Source organism: Pseudanabaena minima str. Chao 2107 (assembly GCF_051131155.1).
Taxonomy (GTDB): Bacteria; Cyanobacteriota; Cyanobacteriia; order Pseudanabaenales; family Pseudanabaenaceae; genus Pseudanabaena; species Pseudanabaena minima.
Window position 1 is genome coordinate 4455133 of sequence record NZ_CP159508.1, and the last position, 21113, is coordinate 4476245.

17 protein-coding genes and 1 pseudogene are annotated in these 21113 nt (G+C 41.9%); 13 read left to right on the forward strand and 5 right to left on the reverse strand.

What is annotated here, in order from left to right; genetic code table 11:
• Positions 1-28: 28 nt before the first annotated feature.
• From ABM313_RS20230 to ftsH, 8 genes are all read left to right on the forward strand, one after another.
• Complete coding sequence (locus ABM313_RS20230) at positions 29-694, forward strand: SAM-dependent DNA methyltransferase (protein ID WP_434688537.1); 666 nt, start codon at positions 29-31, stop codon at positions 692-694.
• Between the two features lie 70 nt (positions 695-764).
• Positions 765-2231 carry an Eco57I restriction-modification methylase domain-containing protein gene (locus tag ABM313_RS20235; protein WP_434684959.1) on the forward strand — a complete coding sequence of 489 codons (1467 nt, stop codon included), beginning with the start codon at positions 765-767 and terminating at the stop codon, positions 2229-2231.
• Positions 2232-2270: 39 nt separating this feature from the next.
• Complete coding sequence (locus tag ABM313_RS20240) at positions 2271-3404, forward strand: PDDEXK nuclease domain-containing protein (RefSeq protein ID WP_434684960.1); 1134 nt, start codon at positions 2271-2273, stop codon at positions 3402-3404.
• Between the two features lie 160 nt (positions 3405-3564).
• Positions 3565-4575, forward strand: coding sequence for a PDDEXK nuclease domain-containing protein (locus ABM313_RS20245; RefSeq protein ID WP_434684961.1), 1011 nt, complete (start codon positions 3565-3567; stop codon positions 4573-4575).
• Positions 4576-4586: 11 nt separating this feature from the next.
• Complete coding sequence (locus ABM313_RS20250) at positions 4587-7091, forward strand: GIY-YIG nuclease family protein (RefSeq protein ID WP_434684962.1); 2505 nt, start codon at positions 4587-4589, stop codon at positions 7089-7091.
• Positions 7092-7259: 168 nt separating this feature from the next.
• Complete coding sequence (locus ABM313_RS20255; RefSeq protein WP_434684963.1) at positions 7260-9002, forward strand: R3H domain-containing nucleic acid-binding protein; 1743 nt, start codon at positions 7260-7262, stop codon at positions 9000-9002.
• Between the two features lie 23 nt (positions 9003-9025).
• A complete protein-coding gene (locus ABM313_RS20260; RefSeq protein WP_434684964.1) occupies positions 9026-10837 on the forward strand; it encodes an ATP-binding protein in 1812 nt (603 codons plus the stop codon).
• A gap of 139 nt (positions 10838-10976) precedes the next feature.
• Positions 10977-12839 carry an ATP-dependent zinc metalloprotease FtsH gene (gene ftsH, locus ABM313_RS20265; RefSeq protein ID WP_434684965.1) on the forward strand — a complete coding sequence of 621 codons (1863 nt, stop codon included), beginning with the start codon at positions 10977-10979 and terminating at the stop codon, positions 12837-12839.
• A 49-nt stretch (positions 12840-12888) separates the two neighbouring features.
• Here the strand turns inward: ftsH and ABM313_RS20270 are convergent, their stop codons facing one another.
• Positions 12889-13710 carry a hypothetical protein gene (locus tag ABM313_RS20270; protein WP_434684966.1) on the reverse strand — a complete coding sequence of 274 codons (822 nt, stop codon included), beginning with the start codon at positions 13708-13710 and terminating at the stop codon, positions 12889-12891.
• Positions 13711-13790: 80 nt separating this feature from the next.
• Here ABM313_RS20270 and ABM313_RS20275 point away from each other — a divergent pair.
• The 4 genes and pseudogenes from ABM313_RS20275 to obgE form a co-directional block, all read left to right on the forward strand.
• Positions 13791-14115: pseudogene (locus ABM313_RS20275) on the forward strand (IS4 family transposase); the annotation flags it as partial.
• Between the two features lie 169 nt (positions 14116-14284).
• Positions 14285-15484 carry an ATP phosphoribosyltransferase regulatory subunit gene (locus tag ABM313_RS20280; protein WP_434684967.1) on the forward strand — a complete coding sequence of 400 codons (1200 nt, stop codon included), beginning with the start codon at positions 14285-14287 and terminating at the stop codon, positions 15482-15484.
• Positions 15485-15607: 123 nt separating this feature from the next.
• Positions 15608-16051: an SH3 domain-containing protein gene (locus ABM313_RS20285; protein ID WP_434684968.1), complete on the forward strand. Its 444-nt coding sequence runs from the start codon at positions 15608-15610 to the stop codon at positions 16049-16051.
• Between the two features lie 277 nt (positions 16052-16328).
• Entirely contained in the window at positions 16329-17324 is a 996-nt protein-coding gene (obgE, locus tag ABM313_RS20290; RefSeq protein WP_434688538.1) for a GTPase ObgE, read from the forward strand.
• A gap of 333 nt (positions 17325-17657) precedes the next feature.
• On the opposite strand, the gene ABM313_RS20295 is transcribed toward obgE, so the two are convergent.
• From ABM313_RS20295 to ABM313_RS20310, 4 genes are all read right to left on the reverse strand, one after another.
• Positions 17658-18674 (reverse strand): SDH family Clp fold serine proteinase, encoded by a 1017-nt coding sequence (locus tag ABM313_RS20295; protein ID WP_434684969.1) that lies wholly within the window; start codon positions 18672-18674, stop codon positions 17658-17660.
• Positions 18675-18851: 177 nt separating this feature from the next.
• Positions 18852-19181, reverse strand: coding sequence for a DUF4359 domain-containing protein (locus ABM313_RS20300; RefSeq protein WP_434684970.1), 330 nt, complete (start codon positions 19179-19181; stop codon positions 18852-18854).
• A 96-nt stretch (positions 19182-19277) separates the two neighbouring features.
• Complete coding sequence (locus ABM313_RS20305) at positions 19278-20126, reverse strand: 3'(2'),5'-bisphosphate nucleotidase CysQ family protein (RefSeq protein ID WP_434684971.1); 849 nt, start codon at positions 20124-20126, stop codon at positions 19278-19280.
• 230 nt (positions 20127-20356) lie between these two features.
• Entirely contained in the window at positions 20357-20524 is a 168-nt protein-coding gene (locus ABM313_RS20310; RefSeq protein ID WP_434684972.1) for a metallothionein, read from the reverse strand.
• A 98-nt stretch (positions 20525-20622) separates the two neighbouring features.
• On the opposite strand from ABM313_RS20310, the gene ABM313_RS20315 reads away from it, so the two are divergent.
• The gene (locus ABM313_RS20315; protein ID WP_434684973.1) at positions 20623-21000 is read left to right on the forward strand and encodes an ArsR/SmtB family transcription factor; all 378 of its coding nucleotides are present in this window, start codon (positions 20623-20625) and stop codon (positions 20998-21000) included.
• Positions 21001-21113: the final 113 nt, after the last annotated feature.

Genomic DNA, 21113 nt, shown 5'->3' on the forward strand with positions numbered 1-21113 from the left:
AAGTTATCGACAATACAAAAATATGGGTATGGAAGCTTTGGAAAAACAGGTAATCTCGAAACAGAGAGTGACTGATCATGGTGAAGTGTTTACCAATCAGCGTGAGGTGAAGGCGATGCTGGATTTGGTGAAGCAGGAAACAGAACGAATTGAGTCGAGATTTTTGGAGCCAGCCTGTGGAACGGGGAATTTTCTGGCGGAGGTTTTAGAGCGTAAGCTGCAAGTTGTAAAGATGCGTTATGGCAAGGTGCAGCTAGAGTATGAACGGAATGCAGTTTTGGCGATTTCTTCAATCTACGGGATTGATATTTTAGAGGACAATGTTCAGGAATGTCGCGATCGCCTATTCAACATATTTAATCAAAAATATAGTGAGCTTTTTGCAGATTTAGCCAATGATCAATGTCGAGAGGCGGTACGTTATATTCTCAGCCGTAATATTATTCATGGCGATGCGTTGACTTTAAAAACGGTGGGAGATCGTCCTGAGCCGATCATTTTTTCGGAATGGTCGCCTGTAAATGGCAGCATGATCAAGCGGCGCGATTTTAGTTTTAAGGAGTTATTGCACCATGAGAGCATGATGGAGTTGCCTTTGTTTGCGGATACGGGTGAGGATGTGTTTATCCCGACTCCGATTCAAGATTTTCCTGTGGTGCATTTTTTGAGGGTAGGGGATTATGCTCAAAAGTAATTACAATCCTGATGTGTTAACTTGTTTGGCGAACTTGAGCAATGATGAGGTGTTTACGCCGCCGAGTTTGGTGAATCAGATTTTGGATTTGTTGCCTGTGGATTTATGGTCAAATCCTGATGCGAGGTTTCTTGATCCTGTGTGCAAGTCGGGGGTGTTTCTCAGGGAGATGGCGAAGCGGTTGATTGTGGGGTTGGAGCCTGTGTTTCCAGATTTGCAGGAACGGGCTAATCATATTTATAAGTATCAGCTTTTTGGGCTAGCGATTACGGAGTTGACGGGGTTATTGTCGAGGCGGAGTGTGTACTGCTCAAAGGTGGCGAATGGGAGGTATTCGGTATGTTCGGATTTTGAGGATGAGCAGGGTAATATTGTTTATGCGCGTGTGGAGCATGATTGGCGCGGTGGCAAGTGTGGGTTTTGCGGCGCGAGTCAGGAGGTGTATGAGCGCGGCGATGCGCTAGAGTCTTATGCTTATCAATTTATCCATGCTGATGATCCTAGTTGTTTTTTTAAGAATATGAAGTTTGATGTTATTGTCGGTAATCCTCCTTATCAGTTAAGCGATGGCGGTGCAAAAGCAAGCGCCACTCCTCTGTATCACAAATTTGTCCAGCAAGCAAAAAAGCTGAATCCTACTTATCTATCAATGATCATACCCGCACGCTGGTTTACTGGTGGTCGCGGAGTAGACGAATTTAGAGCAGAGATGTTAAGGGATAACCGAATTAAAGAAATACACGATTTCCCCATTGCTTCAGATTGTTTCCCGGGCGTTGAAATAAAAGGCGGTGTATGTTATTTCCTATGGGATAGAAATCATAATGGAAAATGCAAAGTAAATACACACACGAGTAATGCAGTTGTATCTATTGCTGAGAGAGATTTACTTGAAAAGGGAGCAGAAACATTTATTAGGTACAACGATGCTATATCAATATTGGGGAAAGTTCAAAAATTAAAAGAAAAAAGCTTTGCAGATATAGTCAGTGCTAACGACCCATTTGGCTTTGATGTAAGAGTTGAGGGAAGCTATAAAAGAGTAAGTCCAAAGTATAAAAAACAACCTTTTCATGATGCAGTTCTTTTTTATTATTATGGATGGCAAAAAGAAGGAATTGGGTACATTGACAAATCGCAAATAAAAAAGAATTTGGGATGGATTGAAGATTACAAAGTATATATATCGAAAGCCTATGGAGCGGGTGAGACATTTCCGCATCAAATTTTGAATGTTCCCATTATTGGAAAACCCAACTCATGTTGTTCAGAAACATATATAGTGCTAGGAACATATTCAACTGAAACTGAAGCTCATAATGTAATTAGTTACATTAGAACTCGTCTATTTCGGTTCCTTGTATTACTAAAAAAGAATACACAAGAAGCTCGACAAAAAGTTTATACCTTTGTTCCAATTCAGGACTTTTCAGAATCTTGGACAGATGAGAAGCTTTATAAAAAATATGGATTAACTGCGGAAGAAATTGCATTTATTGAGTCGATGATTCGTCCTATGGAGTTAGATAATCCTTAAAAATTAGAAAAATAATATGTAAATCTGGAAATCTCATTTATGAAAAAACTAGATATTTTAATTAATCTTATTAGTGATACGCAGTCATTCTTTAAACAGCAAGTCCAAAAACAAGTAAATATTGGATTAACTTTGCGTAATTGGTTATTTGGCTTTTATATTGTTGAATACGAACTTAATGGATCTGATAGGGCTGAATATGGTACTAGACTATACAAAGAAATAGAAAAAAGATTGAAAACAATAGGAGTTTTGCAAATTAGAGAAAGACATTTATATCTTTGCAAAGACTTTTATCTAGCTTATCCCAACATATTGCGGTCAGCGATCGCAAAATCTTATCTTATTAATTTTAAACAGTTAAACAGCTTAGAGTCAGCAGTAACAAAAATGAATAAAACTGATGATAAAAGCATGATTGAAATTGAAAAACTCATCAATCAACTAAGTTTTACTCACTTTGTAGAACTAATTAAATTATCTGATCCCACACAAAGAAATTTCTATGAATGGCAAAGCATTAGCAACAACTGGTCAGTCAGAGAACTAAAACGAGCAATAAACAGTATGCTCTATGAAAGAACTGGATTAAGTAAAGACAAACTAGGAATAATAGAAAAATATAACCAACAAGAAAAACTCTTACCAGAAGATGTATTTCGAGATCCTTATATATTAGAGTTTTTAGAATTAAAAGAAGAACATGAATATACCGAACTAGAATTAGAGCAAGCAATTATTAATCATTTACAAATCTTTTTATTAGAACTAGGAAAAGGGTTTTGTTTTGAGTCACGACAAAAACGTATCACGTTTGATAACACTCACTATTACATTGATCTAGTTTTTTATCATCGAATTTTGCGGTGCAATATACTAATTGACTTGAAATTAGGCGACTTTAATCATGCTGATGCAGGACAAATGAATGTTTATTTAAATTATTACAACGAAAACGAAAAGAATGAAGGTGATAACCCTCCAGTTGGAATTATTCTTTGTGCCAATAAAAATGAAAGTTTAGTCAGATATGCCACAACAGGTTTATCACAGCAGATTTTTGTATCTAAATATTTGATTAATCTCCCTGACGAAGACCAGTTAAAACAAATTATCATGGAAGAACAAAGAAAAATATTATCAACATCACCTAATAGCAAAAAGGAGAATTAGAAATTGTCTCGACACTGTAGAGACAATTAATTAGCCGAATACTTTACAATTTTACCATCCAGAGAAATCCTGCTAGATAAGTTGCATAAGGCGATCGCGCAAAATAATCTATTTAATCAAGGTAAATAACCATACTACAAAAGCGGAGGACAAATAATTAATGGAAATCGAGAACATACAGCAATTATTTATTATTGAAATTAAGCAAAAAGTACATCAAGCTCAATATGAAGCCCTCAAAGCTGTAAACGTGCAATTGATTAACCTATATTGGGAGCTAGGCAAAGCGATATCTGAGAAACAATCTGAAAGCTGGGGTAAAGCGATCGTGCCAACACTTTCTAAAGAATTGCAGAAAGAGTTTCCAAAAATGAGTGGATTCTCGACTACAAACCTATGGCTCATGGCACAGTTTTACAGTGAATATCACAGCGCTGAAAATCTCCAGCCATTGGTTGGAGAAATTAGTTGGACAAAACATATTGTCATACTTAATAAATGTAAAGACAGCCTAGAGCGTCAGTTTTACATACTAGCCACAAAAAAATTCGGCTGGACAAAAAACGTCTTAATTCATCAGATTGAAAATAAAACCTACGAAAAATATTTACTCAATCAAACCAACTTTGAGCAGACATTACCAGAAAACATCAAAAATCAAGCCCACCTCGCAGTCAAAGACGAATACACCTTTGATTTTCTTAACCTTGCCGAAGAACATAGCGAAAGCCAATTAGAAAACGCTTTAGTTCAAAATGTGCGTAATTTTTTATTAGAAATTGGACATCAATTCGCCTTTATTGGAAACCAATATAAATTACAAGTTGGCGAAAAAGAATACTTTATTGATTTGCTGCTTTATCATCGGCAATTGCAATGCCTCGTAGCGATCGAGCTAAAAATCGGTGAATTTATACCCGAATATAAAGGCAAGATGGAATTTTATCTCACCGTACTCAATGACACCATCAAACTAGACCATGAAAATGATGCGATCGGGATTATTATTTGCAAAGAAAAAGATCGTACCGTTGTCGAATACTCACTCAAATCCAGCAATATGCCTATAGGCGTAGCCACTTACAACACTAGCGCCAAATTACCAAAGCAATATCAAGAATTACTTCCAGATCGCGAAGAAATAGCAAAAAAAATCAACGAATATTTTTAGAAAAAGCCTATATGAATAACGAATTCTTCCCACCTAGACCCGAAATTAAGCCCACAATTTACGCCTACAAAGACACCCATCCCCAATACAAAGGACTCCTCAAAATTGGCTATACCACTAGAGACGCGAAAACTCGTGTAGCCGAACAATATCCCGTTATTCGCCCAGGGGAAGCACCTTACAAAATACTGCTCGAAGAATCCGCAGTTTATGACGCAATTCATAAAAATGGTAGCGCCTTTAGTGACCATGACGTACACCGCTATCTTAGGAAACAAGGCTTTAAAAATCCTGATGGCGAATGGTTTCAATGCACCGCTAAAGATGTCAAAGCTGCCATAGTCGCCATTAAAAATGGTGCAGAAAATGTCGAAAATCGTACTCTTGATTTTGGGATGCGTCCTGAACAACAGGCGGCAGTGGATAAAGCGATCGCCTATTTCAGCAGTTTCAAACAAGAGAATCCCGACAAAACGCCGCACTTCCTATGGAATGCCAAAATGCGCTTCGGCAAAACCTTTGCCACTTATCAACTCGCAAAAAAAATGGGTTGGACAAAAATTCTCGTTCTCACCTTTAAACCCGCAGTCCAAAGCGCATGGCAAGAGGATTTAGAATCGCATATTGACTTCACAGGCTGGCAATTTATCTCACGCAATGGATTAGAGTTTGAGAATGCCGACAAAAATAAACCCTTGGTTTGCTTCGGCTCATTTCAGGATTATCTCGGTAAAAATAGCGCAGGAGGCATCAAAGCCAAAAATGAATGGGTGCATTTAACCAATTGGGATTGTGTCATATTTGATGAGTACCATTACGGCGCATGGCGCGACAATGCCAAGGAACTTTTTGAAGCGGAAGGTAAGAAAGAACTAGAATTTGGTGAAGGTGAGGGCATCGATTATTTCGATGAAAGCATTATCCCGATTACCACTAACGCCTATTTATATTTATCAGGGACACCATTTCGGGCGATCGCCTCTGGTGAATTTATCGAAGAACAGATCTATAACTGGACATATTCCGATGAGCAAAGAGCGAAGGAGTTATTTGCTTCTCAGGGATCAGGAGAAAATAATCCCTATGCTGCCTTGCCGCGTATGGTGATGCTCACCTATCAGTTACCCGACTCGATCCGCGAGATTGCGATGAAAGGGGAGTTTAACGAATTTGATTTGAATGTATTTTTCTCAGCTACAGGCAACGATAAAAAAGCTAAATTTACCTATGAGAACGAAGTCCAAAAATGGCTTGATTTGATTAGGGGAAACCATTTGGAAACAGCGATCGACAATCTCAAACTCGGTGCCAAGAAGCCACCCATGCCCTATTCCGATACTAGATTGCTAAACATTCTCTCCCATACATTCTGGTTTCTGCCCACCGTTGCCTCTTGCCACGCCATGCGAAACCTGTTAGCTCAAAAGCAAAATAAGTTCTATCACGATTACAAAATTATTGTCGCCGCAGGAATTAGTGCAGGGATAGGTGTAGAAGCCTTACCACCTGTTTTACAAGCAATGGATAACCCACTAAGAACTAAAACCATCACCCTTTCCTGCGGCAAACTTACCACAGGCGTATCCGTCAAGCCTTGGACAGGGATTTTTATGCTGCGAAATTCCTCTAGTCCTGAAACCTACTTCCAAGCCGCCTTTCGAGTCCAAACACCTTGGACAATCAAAAATCCTGATCATAATTCTCCCAATCAAGAAGAAATCATCAAACAAGAATGCTACGTTTTTGACTTTGCCCCCGATCGCGCCCTCCGACAAATAGCCGATTACAGTTGCCGCTTAAATGTCGATGAATCCAACCCTGAGAAAAAAGTCGAAGAATTTATTCATTTCTTGCCTGTGCTTGCCTACGACGGTAGCTCTATGAAACAAGTCGATGCCGCAGGGATTCTCGACATGGCGATGAGTGGCACAACGGCAACATTACTAGCCAGACGTTGGGAAAGCGCCTTATTGGTGAATGTCGATAACAATACTTTGGAGCGCTTGATGAAAAATCAAGAAGCAATGCAAGCCCTCGAAAATATCGAAGGTTTCCGTAACCTCAATCAAGACATTGAAACGATCATAAATAAATCCGATGCAGTCAAAAAAGCGAAAAAAGAAGCTAATGAGAGGGACTTAACCAAAGAAGAAAAGAAAGAACTCACCGAGGCGGAAAAGGAGTACAAGAGTATGCGTAAACAAATTCAGGAAAAATTAATTAAATTTGCGACTCGCATCCCTGTATTTATGTATCTCACCGATTACCGCGAAAGAAGCCTCCGTGATGTAATCACTCAACTTGAACCAGCATTATTTAAAAAAGTAACAGGATTAATTGTTAGAGACTTTGAATTATTGGTAAGTCTGGGGGTATTCAATAGCGCCTTGATGAATGATGCGGTTTACAAATTTAAACGTTACGAAGATGCCAGTTTGGAATATGTGGGATTTAATAAGCATGAAGGTGAGCGGGTTGGCTTGTATGACACTGTACTCAGCGTGGACGATTATTAGGCAATCGAGTTTGGTAATGATTACAATGGGTCTATGCCAACTTGTCTACTCTGGCAAGCGGTAGCGATCGCCCAAGAACTAGTATCCCCAATAAAAAATCTGTAAAAGTCTGGAGATATCCAGGTCTTTAACAAATAAAAACCTAACTGTAAAACCTGAAAAAGCCTAATGGACTCCATCCGCAAGCAAGTTACAGACAACCTCGATCAACTTCTCGATATTCTGCCACCACGCATCAAAAGTAGCCTCGAACTCTGCGGCGGGTTAGAACAACTTGTCGAAATTGTGATGGATCTAGGTAGGTTGCCAGAAGCGCGTTATTTTGACAGTACTAAATATTTAACTGATGACCCAATTACCAAAGAAGATTTAGCCCTCTGTGTGCATCAAGTCGGTGAATTTGGTGGTGACAATCGCGCAGGCATCGAGCGCACCTTGCACCGCATCAGTGCCATCCGCAACCGCAAAGGCGAAATCATCGGGCTAACCTGTCGCGTTGGTCGCGCTGTCTATGGCACGATCGCCATGATTCGTGACTTAGTGGAAACAGGTAAATCGATTTTATTATTAGGCAAACCAGGGATGGGCAAAACGACTGCCCTGCGCGAGATTGCCCGTGTGCTTGCCGATGACCTGAATAAGCGCGTGGTAATTATTGACTCCTCCAATGAAATTGCTGGCGATGGTGATATTCCCCACCCTGCGATCGGTCGGGCGCGTCGAATGCAAGTCTCTCAACCTGAATTGCAGCACCAAGTAATGATCGAGGCAGTGGAAAACCACATGCCTGAAGTGATCGTCATCGATGAAATTGGTACAGAACTTGAAGCATTAGCGGCGAGAACGATCGCTGAGCGTGGTGTGCAACTTGTTGGTACGGCGCATGGTAATCAACTTGCCAATTTAATCAAAAATCCTACGCTCTCAGACTTAATTGGTGGCATTCAGTCCGTCACCCTTGGTGATGAAGAAATGCGGCGGCGTGGCTTACCCCAAAAGAGTATCCTTGAACGCAAGGCGCAACCCACTTTTGATATTGCGGTGGAAATGTGGGAGCGTTACCGTTGGGCAGTCCATGCAGATGTCGCGGGAACCATTGATATGCTCCTGCGCGATCGCGATCCTGGTCGTCAGATTCGGGCGGTCAGTGATGCAGGCGAAGTAACTACCACTGAAGAGAAGCCCAAAAATCCTGAAGTGATGCGAAATCCTGCGGTCAAAGGTTGGCGAGCTACAGGTAAAATCAAGCCGATTCCCCTCGATCCACAGGTGCAAATGCGTTCTGAAATTGCTGATTTGACTAGCAAGATTAGTAATACTGCTATAGCAGAATTAAATGATTCTAGCGAAGAAGAGGAAGAGGAATTTGGCGATCTTTCTTCCTATGGGGCGATGCGCGAGCGTTTCGGTACGTTGAATGTTTATCTCTATGGGGTTAGTCGCCATCAAACTGAGCAGGTGGTGCAATCGATTAATTTACCAATTGAAATCACTAAGGATCTTGATGAAGCGGATATTGTGTTGGCGCTGCGATCGCAGATTCGTACCAGTTCCAAAGTGCGCCAAGTTGCTGAAGCCCGTCAGATTCCCATTCACGCGATCAAAACTAGTACCCTTCCTCAAATTACTCGCGCTCTGCGGCGGATTTTACACATCGATGAAAGTCCTGCGGATACAATTAGTGACTTGAATATGTTTGCCTATGGCGACTCTGAGGATGAAATTGAAGCCCTCGAAGAAACTCGTCTTGCCGTGGAGCAGATTGTGATTCCTAAAGGTCAACCTGTAGAGTTATTACCACGTTCATCGATCATTCGACGGATGCAGCATGAATTAGTGGAGCATTATCAACTCCGATCAGAGAGCTATGGCTCCGAACCAAATCGGCGTTTACGTATTTTCCCCAATTAGCATTGAATTCTTAACTCTTAAAAATGTCTAAACGCAAGCGTTCTAATCCTCGTCAAGCAACTCAGCCACTTGTAGACCAAGAATCTGTTGCAGTTACAAATCATGAGCAAGATGCGTTATGGCGACAAAGGCAATGGGTGAAGTTGTTTGCAGAAGTTACGCTGAAAATTCGCCAATCGTTACAGTTTAAGGAGATTTTGCGGGCAACCGTCACAGAAGTACAGCGCATTTTACAAGCCGATCGCGTCCTCATTTACCAAGTTCTACCCGATGGCACAGGAAGAGCTATTAGTGAAGCAGTTTTGCCAGACTACCCAGCTCTTCTCGATTTGGCGTTTCCCGAAGAAGTTTTTCCTACGGAATATCAAGGGCTTTATGCTAAGGGACGGGTGAGGGCGATCGCCGATGTCCACGATCCTAAAGCTGGCTTATCCCAATGCTTAATTGAATTTACTAATCAGTTCAATATCAAAGCGAAGTTGATTGTGCCAATTCTCCAAAACCTCAATTCCCATCAACAAAATGAAGCTATTGCTCCCAATCAGCTATGGGGTCTAGTGATTGCCCACCACTGCGATCGCCCTCATCATTGGGTTGATTTTGAGCTTGAGCTAATGCAACAACTTGCCGATCAGATCAGCATTGCTTTAGCACAAGCTCAATTATTAGAACATCTCGAAGAAATTGTGGAAGTCCGTACTGCCGAGTTACAAGAAGTCAACCGCAGTCTTCAGCAAGAAATCAATGATCGGATGTTAGCGGAAGCTGCTCTACGTCGCAGTGAAGAACAGTTGCGATTGATTACCAATGCGTTACCAGTTCTGATTGCCTATGTTGATGAACATCAGCGCTATCGTTTTAACAATAAAGCCTATGAGGATTGGCTAGGACAGTCGCCAGCCGATATTTATGGCAGTAATATCCAAACCGTTTGGGGTTCTGAATGTTATGAACGAATGCAAGTCTATGTGAAGTTAGCGTTATTAGGACAAGCAGTTACCTACGAAAATGAGATCACCTTAAAGGATGGACTACCCTGCTCGGTGAACGTTACCTATATCCCTCACCTTGATGAACAAAACAAAGTCATTGGGTTCTTTGCGCTAACTAGTGATATCAGCGATCGCAAAGCGATCGAACGCATGAAAGATGAATTCATTGCTGTAGTCAGTCATGAATTACGGACTCCCTTAACATCTCTGCATAGTGCCTTGAAAATTTTGGCAACAGGTCGTTTAGGAAGCCTGTCTAGGGATGGAAAGCAAATGCTAGAGATTGCTGATGACAATACAGAACGCTTGGTACGTCTAGTAAATAATGTTCTTGACTTGCAGCGGATTGAGTCAGGGGAAGTGAAAATGGAAAAGCAGGTCTGTAATGTTGCTGCTTTGATCATTCAAGCAACGGAATCTATGCAACCAATGGCTCAACAGCAGGGGGTAACCTTGGCTGCTAAGCCTATTGATATCGAGATTTTAGTTGATTCTGATTACATTGTTCAAGCCCTTACTAATCTCCTCAGCAATGCCATCAAATTCTCGTCAACCGATGGTACAGTTTGGTTAACTGCTGATCGGAAATCTGATACCGAAGTGTTATTTTCAGTTCAAGATGAAGGACAAGGAATTCCGTCAGACAAACTAGAAAGTATTTTTGAAAGATTCCAGCAAGTAGACTCATCAGATTCAAGGCGTAAGGGGGGAACGGGACTAGGACTAACCATCTGCCGCAAGATCATTGAACAACATGAAGGCAAAATTTGGGCTGAAAGTATTCTCGGTAAAGGCAGCACATTTTCGTTTACGTTACCTTTATTATCGCCTACCCAAGAATAAGCAAAAGATGACGCATCGCACCGCCTTTTACTTGTTCTCTTCCTAGCGACACAGGCGGCTATCCCTACGTTTGTTGTCTAGCGCCAATAAACCATCATTTCTATAATGGCTTTAGCAACAAATCGTAAAATATAAAAAAATGGCTGTTAAAAAAGAAGACCCCAAGCGATCGCGTGCAAGACTGATTGGCAATGTCCTATTGCTGATCGGTTCAGGATTGCTCATAATAAACATCTTTTTACCAAACTTATTTGCGCCGCCAATGGCGCGAGTTCCCTATAGCCTGTTTGTCCATGAAATCGAAGAAGGACATGTAGCAAGGGTATATATTGGACAAGATCAGATTACCTATCAGCTAAAGGGCGTTACTCCTGACATCCCTGGTGATGTGATTTCGACCACCCCAATTTTTGACTTGAATTTGCCTGAACGCCTTGAAAAGAGTGGGGTCGAATTTGCCGCCGCACCTGTACAGAAATCGGGCTGGTTCGGGACATTACTTAGCTGGGTCATTCCCCCCTTAATTTTTGTCGGGATCTTCCAACTGTTCAGCCGTAACGGTGGCGGTGGCGCACCTGGTGGCTTGCAAATTGGTAAGAGCAAGGCAAAGGTCTATGTTGAAGGCGAAGCCACTAAAACCATGTTTGCCGATGTCGCTGGTGTCGATGAAGCCAAACAAGAACTTCAAGAAATTGTGCAGTTCCTCAAGACTCCTGAGAAATACACCAAAATTGGTGCAAAGATTCCTAAAGGCGTATTGCTAGTTGGCCCTCCTGGTACTGGTAAAACTCTGCTTGCAAAAGCTGTTGCTGGTGAAGCAGGTGTTCCCTTCTTCAGTATCTCTGGTTCTGAATTTGTGGAACTCTTTGTCGGTGTTGGTTCTTCCCGTGTCCGTGACTTGTTTGAGCAAGCAAAGAAACAATCGCCTTGTATCATCTTTATCGATGAACTTGATGCGATCGGTAAGGCACGTTCTAGTGGCGGTATGTATGGCGGTAACGATGAACGCGAGCAAACTCTTAACCAATTGCTCACGGAAATGGATGGTTTCGGTGTTGATGGAACTACGGTGATTGTTCTTGCGGCAACTAACCGACCTGAAACCCTTGACCAAGCATTGTTACGTCCAGGTCGTTTCGATCGCCAAGTCTTAGTCGATCGCCCTGACAAGAGCGGACGCTTAGCAATTCTCAAAATCCACGCAGCCAAAGTCACTCTCGATAAGAGTGTTGACCTAGAGACGATCGCTACTCGCACTTCTGGTTTTGCAGGTGCTGACCTTGCTAACCTCGTTAACGAAGCGGCTCTGCTTGCGGCTCGTGCTGGACGCGAAACAGTTCTCCTTGAAGACTTTGCCGAAGCGGTCGAACGTGTAGTTGCTGGTCTAGAAAAGAAGAGTCGTGTGCTCAATGAGAACGAGAAGCGGATTGTTGCCTATCATGAAGTTGGTCATGCTCTAGTTGGTGCATTGAACCCCGGAAGCGGCAAGGTTGAGAAAATCTCAATTGTTCCTCGCGGCATGGCAGCTCTCGGCTATACCCTCCAATTACCAACGGAAGATCGCTTCTTGATGAGCAAAGAAGAAATCGAAGCCCAAATCGCCACTCTCCTCGGCGGGAGATCGGCAGAAGAAATCATCTTCGGTAGTATTACTACAGGCGCATCGAATGATCTCCAACGCGCTACGGATCTCGCAGACAAGATGGTGACTAGCTACGGTATGAGCGAAGTTTTGGGACCTCTTGCTTACCAAAAGCAACAAAATCAATTCCTCGGTGGCATGGAGATGGCACGCAATGTCAGCCCTGCTACTTCGGAAGCGATCGACAAGGAAATCAAAACCATCGTCGAAAATGCCCATGCGAAGGCGCTAGCGATTCTCAATGCGAATCGTGATTTGCTAGAGTCGATCTCTGAGAAGCTCTTAGAAACAGAAGTTATCGAGGGTGAATTCCTGACTGGTTTACTAGCTCAAGTTAAACCTGCTGAAGTTAACGTCTAGTCCTCTCAAGAATTACCAAAAAGCCGCGCAAAGCGCGGCTTTTTGCTTTTTATGATAGGCAATATTTATCAGTTGTCTGTACAGACTTGACCTCGATAGCTGCACCAGTGTTAATCACAAATTCGCTTAGACCTACTTCATTATTAGGATTTCCCCAATCATAGGTATAGCCCATTCTTGTCCAAGGATAGCCTCCCGTAGCGTTATAGGACTGGGATTTTAAATTCTCAAACCACTGGAGATGTGAGAGTTTGATACTTGTGTCAGGGGATACAGGTATCTGGGTAAATTCACCAAAGGCATTGCGATCCGTAACCTCGGAATCAGCACTGGGGCGAAATAGATTGTCAGGATTGACCCACAACTCTACAAAACGGGTTTTGCCATTTTGCGGAGGTAGTCCGAGGAGTTGCTCTAACCGCAGAATGCGATCGCTTTGATTAGGCACATCTTTTAATTTCTCCTTGCAAAAATTCTGCAATTCAGGAGCTACAGTTACCCATGTTTGGCGAGTTGTCGTAATGGATTGACCAATCTGATTGTCGTAACCCGTAAAACTTGTCCAAGTAGCGACCAATATTTTGTCCTTAGGTGCGGTCTTGTTTTGCCAAATCAAGAATGGATTGTCTTTAGTAATTGCCACTAAGTTTTGGGAAACTTCATTTAGTTCTGCTACCTTGGCATCTGCAACAGCAAGATTGTACCTATTGATTAAGTCAGCAGGAACGGTTTGGGAATAGAGGCTTTGCGGTGTTTGGAATACTACTGCAATAAAAGTAGCGATTGCTAGGAAGGTAAAGACAATAGCTTTAACTGGAACCTTAAAATTGAAGCCAGATTTCAGATCGATATTCAAATTAATTGTCTTCATGCTTAGTACAGGACAAAAAGTTGCAAAAGTAGATAGAAAGGGGTCTTATAAAAGATAGCCACATCACTCGTACCCCCCCTATGGAAGAGATTAACCTATTTCGCGAAAAATTTACAGCAACATCTGCAATGGAATGCAGCAAGACTAGCATTTGTGTCCATATTTTTAATCGCGCTAATGCGAGTAAAGACAGTAAATCTAGCGAAAATCGCCACAGGATTTAGCGGCAAAGCTAAAGTCGAATCGTACTATTAAGAGATTGCAGAGGTTTTTCCGAGACTTTGAAGTGAACTATGAAAGTATCGCCCTCTTGGTTGTAAAAGTAATGAAAATACCTGAACCTTGGATAATTTCCATAGACCGCGCACCGATTGGAAATTCGGTAAGACCGTGTTTAAGGTCTTAAAAACCCAAAATGGCGTAGCCATTTTGGGTTTTGGAATTAGGGGTGCAGAGCAAAGCGCCGCACCCCTAATTCTTGGAATGGTTAGCCATTTTGTGTTTTGTAAAAGGCGATCGCCTAATATCGGTGAGGATTCACGGTACGATAAAAGACGAAGACTGAGAGAATTGTATGGTGCATCAACTGCCAACTGGCGCAAAAGACTTACTTCCCCTAGACGTTGCTCAAAAGAGTTGGATCGAGAGCCGCATTCAACAAGTTTTTCAGTCGTGGGGCTATCAACGCATCATTACGCCCACTGTCGAACATCTGCGATCGCTGACCGCAGGTGGAGCAGTTGATCCTAAATCTGTGATTCAGGTGCATAGCAGCAGCATTGATATTTTAGGATTGCGCCCCGAATTTACTGCCTCGATCGCCAGAGCCTATGCCGCTCGTTTGGGGCAGAATGTGGCAACCTGTCCACAGCGCCTCTATTACAACGCCAATGTATTTCGGCGCAGAGCCAATAACACTTCCGAGGAATCCTTTCAGGCAGGCGTGGAATTGTTGGGTGCATCGGGATTACTTGCCGATGGGGAGATCTTGCTGCTCTTGGCTGAAAGCCTTGATCGCGTAGAACTGCAAGAATGGCAAATTATTCTCGGTGATGCCAGACTGACGGGTGCATTGCTAGACTTATTGCCAGAGAAATATCAAGCCAAAGTACGGCAATGTCTAGCCAGTCTTGATCGCATTGCGCTACAAGAGATGGACTTGCCCGATGATGTCAAGGGTTATGCTCTCGAACTGATTGACCTGCGTGGTAAGCCCAAGGATGTGCTGAGCCGCTTGTCGAGCAGTACATGGACTTCTGGATTAACAGGCGAAATTAACTATCTCAAGTCATTAATTGATCTCTGGGAAAGTACAGGGCTAGCTTCAAGCGATCGCCTGATTCTTGATCTTAGCTTCATGCAAACCTTTGACTATTACACAGGCATCGTTTTTGAAGTCGCTTGTAATAATTATGTGGTGGCTCAAGGTGGACGCTATGATCACCTCCTTGGGGTTTACCATCCGCAAAATGTTAGCTACCCCAGCATTGGCTTTTGCCTTAATCTTGAGGACTTACAGCAAGCTCTACAATCGCGGCTACCTCAGACTCTTAGCACCTCTAACTGCCTAGTAGTTGCTAAAACTGCCGATGCAATGCAAGCAGCCTTTGCCCATGCTGCACTTTTACGTCAAGATCCCAATATTGACGCGATCGAGCTAGAGTTAGAATTTCGAGATGAGGATGCTGTCCGAGACCATGCGCGATCGCGTGGTATTTCTCAGATTTCATGGGTTAGTAATGATGGGGTAATTAGCTTAGAAACTGTAATTTAAAAAACAGAGGGAATGCTTAGCATTCCCTCTGTTTTTTCTAGTTAAAAAATCTCTGTTAAATTTGGAGAACTTAAGGTAATCTATTCAACCAATCATCCATTTTGGTTAGCTAGTGATTTGATAATGAGATTTCCAGAAACGGCAAAATCTAGTGTAAGTTTAGCGTTTAGTCTGGGACTAATTGCCTCAATAGTAACGGTTGGCTGGTATTACATCATTTTGCCTTACCGAAAAAGTCCGCAAAGACCTGTTTTTGCTAACGATCTCAAAGCTGTACCTGCACCAAAATCGCCGATCGCTGCTATCAAGGTGCAGCCAATACCTCAGCCAACGGTTAAAGCTAAGCCTAAGGAGAATGAGGCTAAGTATCAAGGTAAGGTCAATGCCAGTATTGGTCTAGTATTTCGATCTGACCCCAATCAGTCGGCGCGTAATGTTGGTGGTGCAGACTTTAATACCAAAGTTGCTGTAATTAGAGAAACCCCAGATCGTGAATGGGTATATGTCAGAAACGAAAGTACAAAAGAAGAAGGATGGGTAAGGTCTGGAAATATTAATAAGGAATAGATGTTGCTACTGTCTTGGTCGTGAATAAGTGGTGCTATAGTTCATTACGAATTGATCAGGAGTAATACTCTTAATCGCTGCATAATAGAGATAAAGATAATAGAGATAATCCTTAATCCTCTAAGTTACATCTCTTTGCGATCAAACTAAAAACAAGAGATTGTTGGAAAGTCTTGCAAAGCAAGACTTTCCAACAATCTCTTGTGGTTCGTTTAATCGTTAATTTGCTGTAAGTGGGTTGTCTTTATTTACGACAGAGCAAGTAATTGAGTTAGCAATGCATTTTATTGATCGAGTTACGATACATGTCAAGTCTGGTGATGGTGGCGATGGGCTAGTTGCATTTCGCCGTGAGAAATATGTGCCTGCGGGTGGCCCTGCGGGTGGCAATGGCGGTAATGGTGGCTCTGTCATTTTACAGGCAACTACCGATCTGCAAACCCTTCTAGACTTTCGCTTCGAGAATATTTTTAAAGCGGAAGATGGTGAGCGTGGTGGTCCTAGCAACATGACGGGCAAACGCGGCAGCGATCGCATTATCAAAGTGCCATTGGGTACGGTGGTGATGAATGAGGAAACAGGGGAGGAGTTGGGCGATCTTACTGAAGATGGACAAACCCTATTAGTTGCTAAGGGTGGTAAAGGCGGCTTAGGAAATCGCCATTTCTTGAGCAATCAAAATCGCGCCCCTGACTATGCTCTCCCTGGTTTACCAGGGGAAGAGTTGACCCTTTATTTAGAGCTAAAACTGATTGCTGAAGTGGGAATTATTGGTATGCCCAACGCTGGTAAATCGACCTTGATTTCGGTATTGTCGGCGGCGCGTCCCAAAATTGCCGATTACCCTTTTACAACGCTAGTACCAAATTTGGGTGTTGTCTCGAAGCCTTCAGGCGATGGCGTGGTATTTGCGGATATTCCAGGATTGATCGAGGGTGCTTCTGAGGGAATTGGTTTGGGGCATGACTTTTTGCGCCATGTGGAACGCACGAAGTTACTGATCCATTTGATTGATGTGACTCAAGAAGATCCTTTGCTTGCCTACGAAACGATTCAAGAAGAGTTAGCTGCCTATGGTGGTGGTTTAGACGAAAAGCCCCAGATTTTGGCTTTAAATAAAATTGATGCGATGTTGCCTGAAGATGTGGAGGCGATCGCCGCACAGTTCGATCTACCGATTCTCGCTATTTCGGCGGCTTCCAAAAAGGGGCTAGATCAACTTTTGAAATCAGTCTGGAAATTATTGGAGCAATTCGATCAGGACAATCTATAAAAACAGGTATTAATACACCTACCTCAATCCTAACCCGATACCTTTTTCCATAGGAGATGGGCTAGGGGGCACTGAGTATTTGTTGTGTAAGGCATATGAAACACCTTGCTTTTCATGAGCATTACATAAAAAATATCGTGCATTCTAAGTTTAGAACGCACGATATTTTTACAAATAATTGATAAATAATTAAAAGTGCAACTAACTTTTAATAGCCTTTAATCCTGAAAAATCTTTTTGTAGTCAATATTATTAAGCCGCTCAACAAACCTCTCTATTACTGCAATATTTGAAGATTGAATCAATTCGCCCTTCTTTTGAAGGGATTCTGAATTATTCAGGGTTTGAATCACTTTTGTTTTCTGGGTTGAATTTAGAGTTTTCATTTTGAGATCCCTCGTCTTTCTCGTTTTTAAATTCATTATTATCTGGTTTTTCAGCCTCGTTATCATACTCATTATCAATTAATTTGTCATTTTCAGCATCGCCCATTGTTGTGTTTTTTTCTGTATCCAGCAACTCATCTAATCCAAAAATCAAATCATCGGTTGAGGGTACTCTAGTAGATTGATAAAGGATTCTTTCCAATTTTATCTCTGAATCTGAAGGGGGACGAACATTTTTAAACAACCCCTCTGCTTCTTTCCTGTCAATAACAAACCCATGAGCTGGGTAGCCTTTAACCAACTTTTCAATTGTTTCTTTTATGTCTGGATTCAATCTTATACCGTATTCATAAGCAACGTCCATAGATCTCCAAACTTCCCCTAGTCTTATAGGATCTATTTGTGATGCTATAGGAGACAAAAGACCTACAGCCATAGAGCTAGCCATCTCAGCAGCCATCCTAGTTGATATAGCGCCGCCCGACCTACTGACCGTCCCTAAAAAACATCTTTCAAAAATAGTAAATACTTCATTTCTAAGTACTTCTAAAGCTTGTTGTAAGTCTAGTCCTGATGATCTTCTAAAATCGTTTTCCTTTAACAACTGAACATCTAGTGGGCCAAGTTCCGCCATATCTGACATTACAATTTCGTCGGCTGCGATTGCTACTAGCGTACCAGCACTTTTACAGTAGCCAAAAACAACCAGTGTAAATTTTTTATAGGCTTGTTTTAAGATTCTTGCAATTCTATAAGCAGCATCTGGATCTCCTCCATAAGTAGATAAAATAAGTACTACATTTTCTCTTTTAGGCGATTGATCTCTAATGGTTTGAATCAATTTATCAGCATTTTCTTCACTAATATCTGCGCTATATAGGAACGCATCAGCATCTAGCTCATCTATAACGCTCTGAATGCAGATTTGTACAACTTCAGGAACTTTTGTATTTTTACTCGACACAACGACAATTTAAATATTAATAATGTTTATATCACAGGTTTATTTAATCATATAAATAGTTATATTAAAACAAAACGCCAATAATGGTGGCAATTATTTCATTGAGAAACATAAAAATTTGAGATTAGTGTGTCAGGTATATTAATTTCCGAAAAAATAGTATACCTCACCACTTTTTTATTTGAACATATAGAAATTACCAAAGGCAGCGATCGTGGTTACTTTTTTGTTAGGCATATCAGTTTCGTAAAGACTGAGTACTACAAAATTTTGCTGCTTAGTTGAGTTTTCAACTACTAACTTGATCGCACCTTTCCCCTGAGAGATTACAAATTTGCATGATTGCTGAGCAGCGATCGGCATATTATCTCCAGCGCAAATTGAGGTTTTACCTGTTTCCGAAAATTGCTCGGTTGCGTACTCGATGTAACGCTCTTTACTAGGATTGCTGACAGCCATTACACCAACGACCACAGCCGCACCAATCAAAATTACTTGTAATTTCATAATGGAAATAGACAAGAGTCCCTTGTTCCTTAAATTTCTAGATGCCCTAACTTTACTGAATAATTGCTACAAAAAGTAGGATATGCAATGCATATCCTACTTTTTGATTGGCGCGATCGCATCTTGGCTAATCTGACAAATTTCATGATGACAATGCCCGTTACTCGCTACAATCGTTCCCCACTGGCGCAGTTCCAAATTGTTATAAGACAGCAATGACAAATCAGAATGAGTGAGTTGTCCACCAGCCTCAGTCAGAATAATTTCAGGGGCGCAATAGTCCCAATCCTTAGGCGCAGACTTTCCTGAAACAGAGATATAGACATCAGCATTACCTGAGGCGATCGCCGCAAATTTACCACCGATGCTACCAACCGCGATTTCAGCAGCCTTAGGTAATTGCTGGAGAATACTTTCTAGTTGATAATTGCGATGACTACGACTTGCCACCACCACCATTTGATCAAGTTTGACCTTGTTAGAAACTTGGATACGTTGTTGTAAACCATCTCTAGTCTCAATATATGCCCCATTGCCTAACATGCCCTGAAACAGGCGATCCTGAGCAGGAGTAGCCACTAGTCCCAGAACAGGACGCTGACGATAGGTCAAGCCAATATGTACCGCAAACTCATTAGTCCGACGAATGAAGTCACTCGTGCCATCCATCGGATCAATGATCCACACCCATTCATGCTCAAGGCGATCAATATTATCTTCAGTTTCTTCGCTGAGATAGGCAAATTTATCAGTGCCAAATGTTTGCTTTAACTGACTCAAGATGAAATCATTAGCTGCCAAATCTGCGGAAGTCACATTGCCCTCTTCGCCCCCCTTAAACTTGATTTCTAAGTCTTGAGGCTCCTGATAGTACTTCATCAGAATATCTCCTGCACCCCAAGCGATCGGGCGAGCCAGCGACATAATTTCGTTTAAATTCAGCATCTTGAATTTTGGTGAAGCGAATGATTGTTTCTATTCTGTAACCAAAAGCTAAAAAGAAGCAAGTAGTTAAAGCCTACTTGCTTCTTTTTATATATTCCCTTGTCATCTTTTCATTTAGTGTTGCGGTGCTTTGCACCGCAACACTAAATGAAAAGATAATGACGACGCTTCGCGCTGCCATTATCTAGAAAACTGGGTGCAAAGCACCCAGTTTTCTATGGCAATAAAATCTAACCACAGCCGCATCCAGACTTTTTACATCCTGCCGATCCTTCAGGATGTCCATCGGCACAAGCTTTGCTGCAATATGGTTTGCCATTAGCCATGATCGCCGTGTCTAGGGAGACAGTACAAGTACATTTAGGGCAAGCGCATTTAGTTTCCGTGAGAGTTGTCATGTGTTTAGTCCTATTCAACTAAGCTTATTATATATGAATATACGTTCATGTGTTAATACAAATTAAAAAAGCGATCGCTTTTTTTGTAAAATGTAACAATGCTAAATTCTTCTGCGCTTTCCTTTGATCAATTGCCGACTTGCGATCTCCATGCGATCGCCCCTGAAGCATTACAGGATTTAGTTAATGAGATTTTGCCAGCCGAGAAAGCACAAACCATGGCGGAATTTTTTGGAATGTTGAGTGATCCTAATCGTCTGCGGATTCTCTCAGTTTTATCGAAGCAGGAATTATGTGTTCACGATCTTGCGGCTGTAGTGGGCATGAGTGAATCGGCGGTATCTCATCAGTTGCGAGTTTTACGCACCATGCGTTTAGTTAGCTATCGCAAAAGTAAGCGCAAAGTCTATTACCAACTCCTCGATCATCATGTCTTAGAACTTTATCGATCTGTGTCTGAGCATTTAGATGAATAGGCAACATACGGCGCAAAGCGGCTTATGTTGCCTTGTAAAACAACTTTTTGTCTGGTTGTGAATTCGCCGTGCTAACCTTGTAGCAAATTTTTTATCCTGCTGACCTCTTCAAA